The sequence below is a fragment of the Cellulomonas sp. ICMP 17802 genome (genome assembly GCF_041295535.1).
Classification (GTDB): domain Bacteria; phylum Actinomycetota; class Actinomycetes; order Actinomycetales; family Cellulomonadaceae; genus Cellulomonas.
On the sequence record NZ_JBGFQZ010000011.1, the window covers coordinates 92,317 to 104,457 of the forward strand.

Sequence of the window (12,141 nt, forward strand, 5' to 3'; positions counted from 1 at the left end):
CCCCAGCGTCGGGGGCCCCTCAGTCGTGTCCGGGGTCAGTCGCGCACGCGCAGCAGCGCGAACCCGTCGTACCCCTTGGTGCCGACCGTCTGGATCACGGTGGCGTCGTACCGAGGGTGGTCGGTGAGCAGGTCGACCATCGCGCGCACGCCCTGAACGCGCTCGTCGGGGTGCTGGGCGTCCAGCACGGCACCGCCGCGCACCACGTTGTCGACGATCACCACCGAGCCCGGGCGCGTGAGCGCGAGCGTCTGCTCGAGGTAGCGGGGGATCGACTCCTTGTCCGCGTCGATGAAGACGAGGTCGTAGGGCTCCGTGCCGTCGCCGGCCAGGGTGTCGAGCGTGTCGGCCGCGGGGCCGACCAGCACGTCGACCAGCTGGTCGACGCCGGCCCGGGTCAGCGACTCCGAGGCGACGCGCGCGTGCTCCGGCTCGAGCTCGAGCGTGGTCAGCCGGCCGTCGGCCGGCAGGGCCCGGGCCAACCACAGGGTGCTGTAGCCGCCCAGCGTGCCGATCTCGAGGATGCGACGAGCGCCCGCCGCCTGCGCGATCAGGTGCAGGAGCTTGCCCTGGTTGGCCGCGACCGCGATGTCCGGCAGGCCCGCGGCGGTCGCCGAGTGCCGCGTGTCGACCAGCGCGACGTCCTCGGGCACGAGCGCGTCGAAGTAGTGGTCGACCCGGGTCCAGAGGTCGGCCTGCGTCGCGACCGCGGGCGGGAAGGCCGCCGGCGTGGTCGAGAGGGCGGCCGGGGTGCCCAGCCCCTCCGTGGCGGCGATGTCGACCAGCCAGAGGGTCCGCTCGCTGCCCAGCGCGCCGGCCGCGGGCGTGGTGCTCACGGGCGCCCCCCGGAGCGCGGAGGCGACCGCTGCGGCCTTCTCCGAGCCGGCCGCGACCACCCACACCTCGCGGGCCGTGTGGATGGCGTCGTAGGTCAGCGAGACCCGCTCCGGCGGCGGCTTGGGGGAGCCGTGCACGCCGACCGTGGGGCGCCCGCTGACCCCGAGGGCGTCGTGCCCGGGGAACAGGGAGGCGATGTGGCCGTCGGGTCCCATGCCCAGCAGCAGCACGTCGAAGGCCGGCGAGCCGGCCGCCGCATAGGTCTGCGCGTAGGCGTCGGCGGACGCCTCGGGCGTCGGCACGTCGTCGCTCGGCCCCGGCATCGCGTGCACGTTCTCGGTCGGCAGGGCCTCGCCGAGCGCGTCGATCAGCGCGTCGCGCGCCTGCGTCTCGTTGCGGTCCGGGTCGCCCTCCGGCAGGAACCGCTCGTCGCCCCACCACAGGTGCACGCCGGCCCAGTCGACCGCGTCCCGCACGGGGCTGGCCGCGACGGCCGCGAGGGACGCGATGCCCACCGTGCCGCCCGTGAGCACGACGTGCACCGGGGAGCGGTGCGACTGCACGTCCACGAGGTGGGTGAGCAGGCGCGCGGCGACGGACTCGGCGAGCACCCGGGCGTCGGGGTGCACGACGACGTCGCGGGTCATGCGTCGATCCTCGCGAGACCCTTCTGCAGCACCTCGCCGTAGACCTCGTCGGCGTCGAGCCGCCGCAGCTCCTCCGCCAGGCACTCGCGCAGCTGGCGGATGGGCAGGGCGATCCGGTGCTCGGGCTGGTCGGGCTGCCGCAGGGCCGCCGTCTTGCCGTCGGGGCGGTCCAGCACGATGTCGCCCGAGGACCGCTCGAGCCGCACCTGCGTGATCGCGGGGGCGTCCTTGACGCGCTCGATCTCCACCGGGCAGCGCAGCGACTGCGCGAGCCAGGCGGCCATGAGGTCGACCGACGGGTGCGTGCTCTCGCCGACCACGACGGCCTTGTGCACCGGCTCGTAGGGCGGCTGGTCGAGCGTCGCCGCGATGAGCCCGCGCCAGAGGGTCGCGCGCGTCCACGCCAGGTCGGTGTTGCCGTCCACGTAGGTCGCCGCGAGCTTGCGCAGCGCGGTGAGCGGGTGCGCGACCTGCGTGGTGTCCGTGATGCGCCGGGCCGCCATCTGGCCGATCAGGTGCTCGGCCACGTTGTCGGGGATCTCGTACGGCCACCACGCGACGATGGGCGCGTCCGGCAGCAGCAGCGGGATCACGAGGGTGTCGAGGTGCCGCTCGAGCTGGCCGGACGGCCGGAGCACCAGCACCTCGCTGGCGCCGGCGTCGCCGCCGAGACGGATCTGCGCGTCCAGGTTGGAGGCGCGGTCCTTGGTGTCGTTCGCGATGACGATGACGCGGCACGGGTGCTCGCGGCTGGCGTCGTTGGCGGCGTCGATGGCCTCGTCCGGGTCGTGGTCGCCCACGGGGATGATGAGCGTGAGCACGCGGCCCAGGGCGATCGCGCCGCCCTCGTCGCGCTCCTTGAGCAGGCGCTTGTTGATGTCCCGGGTGGTCGTGTCCGGCATCTCGATGATCATGGCCGCCTCCAGGTCCGTCCGTCGCGCGCCATCATCTTGTCGGCCGACTCCGGTCCCCACGTGCCGGACCGGTACTGGTCGGGCTTGCCCTGCTTGGCCCAGTAGGCCGTGATCGGGTCGAGCACCTTCCAGGACAGCTCGACCTCCTCGTGCCGCGGGAACAGCGGCGGGTCGCCCAGCAGGACGTCGAGGATGAGCCGCTCGTAGGCCTCGGGGGAGGACTCGGTGAACGCGTGCCCGTACCCGAAGTCCATGGTGACGTCGCGGACCTCCATCGCGGTGCCCGGCACCTTGGCGCCGAACCGCAGCGTCACGCCCTCGTCGGGCTGCACGCGGATGACCAGGGCGTTCTTGCCCAGCTCCTCCGTCGCGGTCGACTCGAACGGCAGGTGCGGCGCGCGCTTGAACACCACGGCGATCTCCGTGACGCGGCGGCCCAGGCGCTTGCCGGTGCGCAGGTAGAAAGGCACCCCGGCCCAGCGGCGGTTGTCGATGTCGACGCGGATCGCGGCGAACGTCTCGGTGGTGGACTCCGGGTTGAAGCCCTCCTCCTCCAGGTAGCCGACGACCTTCTCGCCGCCCTGCCAGCCCGCCGCGTACTGCCCGCGCGAGGTGTGCTTGCCGATGTCCCGCGGCAGCTTGACGGCCGAGAGGACCTTGATCTTCTCGGCGCGCAGGCCCTCGGCCTCGAACGACGCCGGCTCCTCCATCGCGGTGAGCGCGAGCAGCTGCATGAGGTGATTCTGGATGACGTCTCGGGCCGCCCCGATGCCGTCGTAGTACCCCGCTCGACCGCCGATGCCGATGTCCTCGGCCATGGTGATCTGGACGTGGTCGACGTAGTTGGCGTTCCAGATGGGCTCGAACAGCTGGTTGGCGAAGCGCAGGGCCAGCAGGTTCTGGACCGTCTCCTTGCCCAGGTAGTGGTCGATCCGGAAGATGTCGTCCGGGTGGAACACGTCCGAGACGATGTCGTTGAGCTCCCGAGCGCTGGCGAGGTCGTGCCCGAACGGCTTCTCGATGACCACGCGCCGCCAGGTGCCCTCCGCCGGCTGCGACAGCCCCGAGCGGGCCAGCTGCTTGCAGACGACCGGGAACGAGCTGGGCGGGATCGACAGGTAGAACGCGTGGTTGCCGCCCGTGCCGCGCGACTCGTCGAGCTCCTCGACCGTGTCGCGGAGGCGGTCGAACGCGTCGTCGTCGTCGAACGTGCCCTGCACGAACCGGATGCCCTCGGACAGCTGACGCCACGTGGCCTCGCGGAACGGCGTCCGGGCGTGCTCCTTCACTGAGTCGTGCACGATCTGCGCGAAGTCCTGCGTCGCCCAGTCGCGCCGCGCGAAGCCGGTGAGCGCGAAGCCCGGGGGCAGCAGGCCGCGGTTGGTCAGGTCGTACACGGCGGGCATGAGCTTCTTGCGGGCGAGGTCGCCCGTGACGCCGAAGATCACCAGGCCGCACGGTCCGGCGATGCGCGGCAGGCGGCGGTCACGCGCGTCGCGCAGCGGGTTGTTGCCCGCCGCCACCTTGCTCGGGCTCACCTGGCGGCCTCGGACTCGTTCTGCTTGGCGGCGTCGGCGAGGCCGTCGGTGACGGTGGTGAGCAGCTGCCCCCAGCTCGTCGTGAACTTCTCCACGCCTTCCTCCTCCAGCTGCTGGGTGACCTGGTCGATGTCGACGCCGACCGCGGCGAGCCCGTCGATGACGGCCTGCGCCTGCGCCTGGGTGCCGGTGACCGTGTCGTGGCCGTCGCCGCCGTGGTCCGCGACCGCCTTGAGCGTGGCCTCGGGCATCGTGTTGACGACGCCGGCGACCACGAGCTCGTCGACGTAGAGCGTGTCGGGGTAGGCCTTGTCCTTCACGCCGGTCGACGCCCACAGGGGGCGCTGCGGGTGGGCTCCCGCGGCGGCCAGCGCCTTCCAGCGGTCCTGCGCGACGACGTCCAGGTAGACGCCGTAGGCGAGCCGGGCGTTGGCGATCGCGGCCTTGCCGCGCAGGGCGGCGGCCTCGGGGCTGCCCAGGGCGTCGAGGCGGGGGTCGATCTCGGTGTCCACGCGGGAGACGAAGAACGAGGCCACGGACGCGATGGGCGCGAGGTCGTGCCCGTTGGCCCGGGCCTGCTCGAGGCCCGCCTCGAACGCCTCGAGCACGGCGCGGTACCGCTCGAGCCCGAAGATCAGCGTGACGTTGACGCTGATGCCCTCGGCGAGGACGGCCGTGATGGCGGGCAGCCCCTCGAGCGTGGCCGGGATCTTGATGAAGACGTTCGGCCGGTCGACCGTCGCCCACAGCGACTTCGCGGACGCGATCGTGCCGTCCGTGTCGCGGGCCAGGCGCGGGTCCACCTCGATGGACACCCGCCCGTCGACGCCGTCGGTCGCGTCGTACACCGGGCGCAGGACGTCGGCCGCCTGCCGCACGTCGTCGGTGGTGATCCGGAAGACCGCCGCGTCCTCGTCCGCGCCGTCCGCGGCCAGCTCCTTGAGCTGCGCGTCGTAGGCGTCGCCCTTGGCGAGCGCGCTCGCGAAGATCGACGGGTTGGTGGTCACTCCGACGACGCCGCTGTCGGCGACGAGCTCGGCGAGGTTCCCCGTGCGCAGCCGTTCGCGCGAGAGGTCGTCGAGCCAGATCGCGACGCCGGCCTCCGCCAGCCGTGCCAGGGGGGTGCTGCTCGGTGCCATGGTCGATCCCCTTCTCCCGCACGCCGGCCCCGGTCGTGCCCGGGGCCGGCGTGACCGTTCAGACTCAGACCTGCTGGTCGCCGGTCAGCCCGGCGTTGTCGGGCAGACCCGGGTTGTTCGCGGGACCTGCCCCGCCGCGGGCCGCGGCGATCGTCTCGTGTGCCGCCGCCACGACCGCCTCGGGCGTGAACCCGAACTCGCGGAAGAGCGTCTTGTCGTCGGCGGAGGCCCCGTAGTGCTCGATCGAGACCGAGCGCCCGGCGTCGCCGACGAGCTTGTGCCAGGAGAGGGCGATGCCCGCCTCGACGGACACCCGCGCCTTCACCGACGAGGGCAGCACGGACTCGCGGTAGTTCTCGTCCTGCGCGGAGAACCACTCGAGCGACGGCGCCGACACCACGCGCGTGGCCACGCCGGCCGCCTCGAGGGTCTCGCGCGCCGCGACGGCGAGCTGGACCTCGGACCCGGTGCCGATGAGGATCACGTCGGGCGTGCCGCTGCTCGCCTCGAGCAGGACGTAGGCACCCTTCGCGACGCCCTCGGTCGTCGCGAACCCGTCCTCGCCGCGCGGGAACGTCGGGACGTTCTGCCGCGTGAGGACGAGGGCGACGGGCCCGTCGGTGTGCTCGATCGTCGCCGCCCACGCGGCCGCGGTCTCGTTGGCGTCGGCCGGGCGGACCACGGTGAGCCCGGGGATGGCGCGCACCGCGGCCAGGTGCTCGATCGGCTGGTGAGTCGGGCCGTCCTCGCCGAGGCCGATGGAGTCGTGCGTCCACACGTAGATCGCCGGCACGCCCATGAGGGAGGCGAGGCGGACGGAGCCGCGCATGTAGTCGCTGAACGTGAAGAAGGTCCCGCCGTACGGCCGGGTCAGGCCGTGCAGGCGGATGCCCGACAGGATCGCGCCCATGGCGTGCTCGCGGATGCCGAAGTGCAGGGTGCGACCGAATTCGTCGCCCGCGAACTCGTGGGTCGAGCGCTTGGCCGGGATGAAGGACGGCTCGCCCTTCATCGTCGTGTTGTTCGAGCCCGCGAGGTCGGCGGAGCCGCCCCACAGCTCGGGGAGCACGGGCGCCAGGGCGCTGAGCACCTCGCCCGAGGCGGCGCGGGTGGCGACGGCCTTGCCGGCCGCGAACACGGGCAGCGCGTCGGTCCAGCCGTCGGGCAGGCTGCCCGCGACGAGCCGGTCGAGCAGGGCGGCGTTCTCGGGGTTGGCCGTGCGCCAGGCGTCGAACGCGGACTGCCACGCGGCCTTGACCGGTGCGGTGCGGGCGGAGAGCCCCCGCGTGTGCGCCAGGACCTCGGGGTCCACCTCGAACGTCTTCTCGGGGTCGAAGCCGAGCAGCTCCTTGAGGCCCTTGATCGCCTCGCCGCCCAGCTTGGAGCCGTGCGAGGAGTGGTCGTTCGTCTTGGTGGGCGTCGGCCACGCGATGAGGGTGCGCAGGCCGATGAACGACGGGCGGTCGGTGACGGCCTTGGCGGCCTCGATCGCGGCGTGCAGCGCGTCGACGTCCTCCTGGTAGCCGTCGGGGCCGCCGGTCCAGTCCACGAACTGCACGTGCCAGCCGTAGGCCTCGTAGCGCGCGACGACGTCCTCGGTGAACGCGATCTCGGTATCGCCCTCGATCGAGATGTGGTTGTCGTCCCACAGCACGATGAGGTTGCCCAGCTCCTGCGTGCCGGCGATCGACGACGCCTCGGAGGTCACGCCCTCCTGCAGGTCGCCGTCCGACGCGATCACGTAGACGAAGTGGTCGAACGGGCTGGTGCCCGGCGCGGCCTCGGGGTCGAGCAGGCCCCGCTCGCGCCGCGACGCCATCGCGAAGCCCACGGCCGAGGCGAGACCCTGGCCCAGGGGGCCGGTCGTGATCTCGACGCCGGTGGTGTGCTTGTACTCGGGGTGCCCCGGGGTCTTGGAGCCCCAGGTGCGCAGCGCCTCCAGGTCCTCGATCTCGAGCCCGAAGCCCGCGAGGTACAGCTGGATGTACTGCGTGAGGCTGGAGTGGCCCGCGGACAGGATGAACCGGTCGCGGCCGAGCCAGTGCGGGTCGGCGGGGTCGTGCCGGAGCACGTTCTGGTAGAGCAGGTAGGCCGCCGGGGCGAGGCTGATCGCCGTCCCCGGGTGACCGTTGCCCACCTTCTCGACCGCGTCGGCGGCCAGGACACGCACCGTGTCCACCGCCCGCAGGTCGAGGTCGGTCCAACCGACCGTCGTGGCCAGGGGAGCCTTCGCGTTCACCGCACCTCATTTCCACCCGGACAGGGGGCCGGGTGTCGTGTCGGACGAGATCGACATCCGCGTCGGGATGCCGGGCAGGGTGGGACGTCACGCCGTCGCGGCGGTCGTCGGACCGTGCGTTCCGACCTTATAGCGCACCGGGGCAGGGCTGCCGGGTGTGACCATCTGGCGGGGGAGCGACCGATCTCACACGGGCCGTCCGGCGATCCGGGGCCGGCGTCGCGCCCCGGCGCAGGTGCAGGCCGTAGCATGGCTGCGCGAGATCTCCCCGCCGGAACACGAACGGAACCGCAGCGCGTGCGCCTCAGCAGCCCCCTGTCAGTCGATGACGCCGGAGCGTCCTCCGCGTCGACCCCCGGGGCCGCGAAGAGCACCGTCGTCGTCGAGCCGGCAGGCCCGGTCGCCCGCGTCCGCGCGAAGGTCGGTCCGTACGTCGCACTGACCAAGCCGCGCGTCATCGAGCTGCTGCTGGTCACCACGCTGCCGACGATGATCCTGGCCCAGGGCGGGTTCCCCGGCTTCGGGCTGGTCGTCGCCACCCTGGTGGGCGGGGCGGCCGCCGCCGGCTCGGCCAACGTCCTGAACTGCTACCTCGACCGCGACATCGACAAGATCATGAACCGCACCAAGCGGCGGCCGATCGTCACGGGTGAGGTCAGCCCGCGGGCGGCCCTGATCTTCGGGCTCGCGCTCGGCGTGCTGTCGCTGGCCTGGCTCGCCGTCATGGTCAACCCGGCGTCGGCCTGGCTCACCGCGGCCGCGATCCTCATCTACGTCGTCGGCTACACCATGATCCTCAAGCGCCGCACGCCGCAGAACATCGTCTGGGGCGGCGCCGCCGGGTGCATGCCGGTGCTCATCGGCTGGTCCGCCGTCACCGGTGGCGTCTCGTGGACCGCCGCGCTGCTGTTCGGCGTCATCTTCTTCTGGACGCCGCCGCACTACTGGCCGCTCTCGATGAAGTTCCGGCGCGACTACGCGGCCGCCGGCGTCCCGATGCTCCCGGTCGTGGCGAAGGACACCAAGGTCGCGCGCGAGATGATCGCGTACACGATCGCGATGATCGCGTGCTCGCTGCTGCTCGTGCCGGTGCAGGGCATGACCTGGGTGTACGGCGTGGTCGCCCTGGGCCTCGGCCTCTGGTTCCTCTGGGCGTGCATCGGCCTGCTGCGCCGCGCGGAGCACCCCGAGGCCGGCAAGCTGCGGGCCATGAGCGTGTTCCACGCGTCGATCACGTACCTCACGCTGCTGTCCGTCGCGATCGCGGTGGACGTGTTCCTCCCGTTCTGATCGGCGGCGCTGTGAGCGGCTCGGCCATCGACTCGGCGCTCGAGATCTACCTCGCCCACCTCACCGTCGAGCGGGGGCTGTCGACCAACACGCTCCTGGCCTACCGGCGCGACCTCGCGCGGTACACCGCGTTCCTCGCCTCGCGCGGCCGGCTGGCCCCCGGCGACGTGGACGAGCAGGACGTCGAGGACTTCCTGCTCGCGGTCCGCACGGGCTCCGACGGCCGCAGCGCGCTGTCGGCCTCGTCGGCGGCCCGGATCGTCGTCGCCGTCCGGGGGTGGCACAAGTTCCTGCTGCTGGACGGGATGACCAGCCTCGACCCCGCCAGCACGATCAAGCCGCCCGCCCAGCCCAAGCGGCTGCCGAAGGCCATCTCCGTCGACGACGTGGAGCGGCTGCTCGACGCCGCCGGGCTGGGCGACGGCTGCGTCCCGCTGCGGGACCGCGCGCTGCTCGAGCTGGTCTACGGCACGGGAGCGCGCATCTCGGAGGCCGTCGGCCTCGACGTCGACGACCTGGACCGGACGCCCGGGCGCGCGTCGGTCCGGCTGTTCGGCAAGGGCAGCAAGGAGCGGGTGGTGCCGCTCGGGTCGTTCGCCCTCGAGGCCCTCGAGGCCTACCTGGTGCGGGGCCGGCCCGCGCTGGCGGTCGGCAGCAAGGGCGGGTCGCCCGGCGTCTTCCTCAACACCCGCGGGGCGCGCCTGAGCCGGCAGAGCGCGTGGGCCGTGCTGCGGGTGGCCGCGGAGCGCGCGGGGCTGGCCGGTGCCGAGCACATCTCGCCGCACACGCTGCGGCACTCCTTCGCTACCCACCTGCTGGCCGGCGGCGCGGACGTCCGCGTGGTGCAGGAGCTGCTGGGGCACGCCTCCGTGACGACGACGCAGATCTACACGATGGTGACGCCGGACACCCTGCGCGAGGTGTACGCCGCCTCCCACCCACGGGCGCGATGAGCGTCACGGCCGCGTCGGACTGTCGCGCGGTCATCGGGCCGCGTGCTCCGGTAGGTTGTCCCGCGTGGTGAGCCAGCAGACGACCGACCCGCAGCTCGACGCCGTCGGGCGGCCGATGCCTGTGTTCCCCGAGCCCGCGCCGCTCGCCTCCCACGGACCGGCCCGCGTCATCGCGCTGTGCAACCAGAAGGGCGGCGTCGGCAAGACGACGACCACCATCAACCTGGCCGCCGCGCTCGCCGAGTACGGCCGCAAGGTGCTCATCGTCGACTTCGACCCGCAGGGCGCCGCGTCGGTGGGCCTGGGCGTCAGCCCGCACGAGCTGGACCGCACCGTCTACAACCTGCTCATGGAGCGCGACGCGGACATCCGCTCGCTGATCCACGAGACCCCGTTCCCCGGCCTGCACCTGCTGCCCGCGAACATCGACCTGTCCGCCGCCGAGGTGCAGCTGGTGGGCGAGGTGGCCCGCGAGTCGGTGCTCTCGCGGACCCTGCGCCCGATCCTCGACGACTACGACGTCGTGATGATCGACTGCCAGCCGTCGCTCGGCCTGCTCACGGTCAACGCGCTGACCGCCGCGCACGGAGTCCTCATCCCGCTGGAGTGCGAGTTCTTCGCGCTGCGCGGCGTCGCGCTGCTGGTGGAGACCATCGAGAAGGTCCGGGACCGGCTCAACCCGCGCCTCGAGGTCGACGGCATCCTGGCCACGATGTACGACCCCCGCACGCTGCACGCCCGCGAGGTGGTCGCACGCGTCAGCGAGGCCTTCGGCGACACGCTGCTGCACACCGTGATCAGCCGGACGGTGAAGTTCCCCGACGCCACGGTGGCCGCGGAGCCGATCACCACCTACGCCCCGACGCACGCCGGTGCGGCGGCCTACCGTCAGCTGGCCCGTGAGCTCGTCGCCCGTGGCGACGCAGCCTGACGGGCGCGCGGTCCCGCCCGAGCAGCCTGTCTCGACGGCCGCGCCCGCGGCGTCGCCCGTCGGCACCCAGGCGTTCGAGGTCCACCTCACCAACTTCAGCGGCCCGTTCGACCTGCTGCTCGGCCTGATCGCCAAGCACAAGCTCGACATCACCGAGGTGGCGCTGGCGCAGGTCACCGACGAGTTCATCGCCCACATCCGCACCGCGGAGAAGCAGTGGGACCTCGGGCAGGCCAGCGAGTTCCTGGTGATCGCCGCGACCCTGCTGGACCTCAAGGCCGCGCGCCTGCTGCCGTCCGCCGACGTCGAGGACGCCGAGGACCTGGAGCTGCTCGAGGCCCGGGACCTGCTGTTCGCCCGCCTGCTGCAGTACCGCGCGTACAAGCTGGTCGCCGCGGACCTGGCCGAGCGGTTCGCCACCGAGGGTCGCCGGTTCCCGCGGCTCGTCACGCTGGAGCCGCACCTCGCCGCGCTGCTGCCCGAGCTGATCTGGCAGATCGGCCCCGAGCAGCTGGCGGCCCTGGCGGCGAAGGCCGAGCAGCCCAAGGCGGCCCCGCCCGGCGTCGACATCAGCCACCTGCACGCCCCGGCTGTGAGCGTCCGCGAGCAGGCCGCGGTGCTGGTGGACCGGCTGCGGCACGGCGGCTCGATGTCGTTCCGCGCCCTGACCGCCGACGCCGACGCGACGATCGTCGTGGTCGCCCGGTTCCTCGCGCTGCTCGAGCTGTTCCGGGAGGGCGCCGTCGCGTTCGACCAGGTCACGCCGCTGGGCGAGCTGACCGTGCGCTGGACGGGCGCCGAGGAGGGCGAGATCGAGGTCTCCGACGACTTCGACACGCTGGACACGACGCTGGACGCAGAGCTGGCCCGCGACGGGTCGCCCGAGGAGGACGCATGACCGAGGAGAACCTTCCCGACGAGCCGGGGGCCGAGTCCGCGGCTGCCGACGAGCTCGCGTTCGACGTCGACGACCTGCCCGGCGGCGCGCTGGCCGCGCTCGAGGCCGTGCTCATGGTGGCCGACGAGCCGATCCCGGCCGTCCGCCTGGCCACGGTGCTCGCGCTGCCGACCGCCCGCGTCGAGGCGCTGCTCGACGAGCTCGCCGCCGAGTACCGGGGCGACCTCGGCGGCCGGCCCCGCGGGTTCGAGGTCCGCCGCGCGGGTGATGGCTGGCGCGTCTACTCGGCGCCGGTCTACGCCGACGTCGTCGGACGGTTCGTGCTCGAGGGCCAGACGGCCCGGCTCACGCAGGCCGCGCTCGAGACGCTCGCGGTGATCGCCTACCGCCAGCCGGTGACCCGCGGCCAGGTGTCGGCGGTCCGGGGCGTCAACGTGGACGGCGTCGTCCGCACCCTGACCACCCGCGGCCTGGTGGCCGAGGTGGGCACCGATCCGTCCAGCGGTGCGGTGCTGTACCAGACCACGGGATACTTCTTGGAGCGGATGGGGCTGTCCAGCCTGGACGAGATGCCCCCGCTCGCGCCCTACCTGCCGGACATCGACTCCTTCGAGGGTGTCGACCAGGCGATCGGAGACAACAGATGAGCCCGCAGGAACGACGCTCGGGGGGAGCCGGCTCGTCCGGCGCAGGACAGTCGGGCGCGCGCGGCGGGTCCGGTCAGGGCCGGGGTGGCTCCGGTGCACCGCGCGGCG

General features: G+C 72.9%; 10 protein-coding genes. 5 read left to right on the forward strand and 5 right to left on the reverse strand.

Annotation, left to right across the window (positions count from 1 at the left end; translation table 11 throughout):
- Positions 1-35 precede the first annotated feature (35 nt).
- The 5 genes from pgl to tkt all read right to left on the reverse strand — a co-directional run bounded on the left by pgl (position 36) and on the right by tkt (position 7,314).
- Entirely contained in the window at positions 36-1,484 is a 1,449-nt protein-coding gene (gene pgl, locus AB5970_RS11065; RefSeq protein WP_370503995.1) for a 6-phosphogluconolactonase, read from the reverse strand.
- The gene (locus AB5970_RS11070; RefSeq protein WP_370503996.1) at positions 1,481-2,398 is read right to left on the reverse strand and encodes a glucose-6-phosphate dehydrogenase assembly protein OpcA; all 918 of its coding nucleotides are present in this window, start codon (positions 2,396-2,398) and stop codon (positions 1,481-1,483) included. Before AB5970_RS11070 ends, pgl begins: the two co-directional genes overlap by 4 nt.
- Positions 2,395-3,936 carry a glucose-6-phosphate dehydrogenase gene (gene zwf / locus AB5970_RS11075; RefSeq protein WP_370503997.1) on the reverse strand — a complete coding sequence of 514 codons (1,542 nt, stop codon included), beginning with the start codon at positions 3,934-3,936 and terminating at the stop codon, positions 2,395-2,397. Before zwf ends, AB5970_RS11070 begins: the two co-directional genes overlap by 4 nt.
- Positions 3,933-5,075 (reverse strand): transaldolase, encoded by a 1,143-nt coding sequence (tal, locus tag AB5970_RS11080; RefSeq protein ID WP_370503998.1) that lies wholly within the window; start codon positions 5,073-5,075, stop codon positions 3,933-3,935. The genes zwf and tal overlap by 4 nt, the downstream gene beginning before the upstream one ends.
- Positions 5,076-5,139: 64 nt before the next feature.
- Entirely contained in the window at positions 5,140-7,314 is a 2,175-nt protein-coding gene (tkt, locus tag AB5970_RS11085; RefSeq protein WP_370503999.1) for a transketolase, read from the reverse strand.
- Between the two features lie 438 nt (positions 7,315-7,752).
- Here tkt and AB5970_RS11090 point away from each other — a divergent pair, with 438 nt between their 5' ends.
- The 5 genes from AB5970_RS11090 to scpB all read left to right on the forward strand — a co-directional run bounded on the left by AB5970_RS11090 (position 7,753) and on the right by scpB (position 12,033).
- Positions 7,753-8,604, forward strand: coding sequence for a heme o synthase (locus AB5970_RS11090; RefSeq protein ID WP_370504005.1), 852 nt, complete (start codon positions 7,753-7,755; stop codon positions 8,602-8,604).
- A gap of 11 nt (positions 8,605-8,615) precedes the next feature.
- Positions 8,616-9,557 carry a site-specific tyrosine recombinase XerD gene (locus AB5970_RS11095; RefSeq protein WP_370504000.1) on the forward strand — a complete coding sequence of 314 codons (942 nt, stop codon included), beginning with the start codon at positions 8,616-8,618 and terminating at the stop codon, positions 9,555-9,557.
- A 115-nt stretch (positions 9,558-9,672) separates the two neighbouring features.
- Positions 9,673-10,488, forward strand: coding sequence for a ParA family protein (locus tag AB5970_RS11100; protein WP_370504006.1), 816 nt, complete (start codon positions 9,673-9,675; stop codon positions 10,486-10,488).
- A complete protein-coding gene (locus AB5970_RS11105; protein ID WP_370504001.1) occupies positions 10,472-11,386 on the forward strand; it encodes a segregation and condensation protein A in 915 nt (304 codons plus the stop codon). The genes AB5970_RS11100 and AB5970_RS11105 overlap by 17 nt, the downstream gene beginning before the upstream one ends.
- Positions 11,383-12,033 (forward strand): SMC-Scp complex subunit ScpB, encoded by a 651-nt coding sequence (gene scpB / locus AB5970_RS11110; protein WP_370504002.1) that lies wholly within the window; start codon positions 11,383-11,385, stop codon positions 12,031-12,033. Before AB5970_RS11105 ends, scpB begins: the two co-directional genes overlap by 4 nt.
- Positions 12,034-12,141 lie beyond the last annotated feature (108 nt).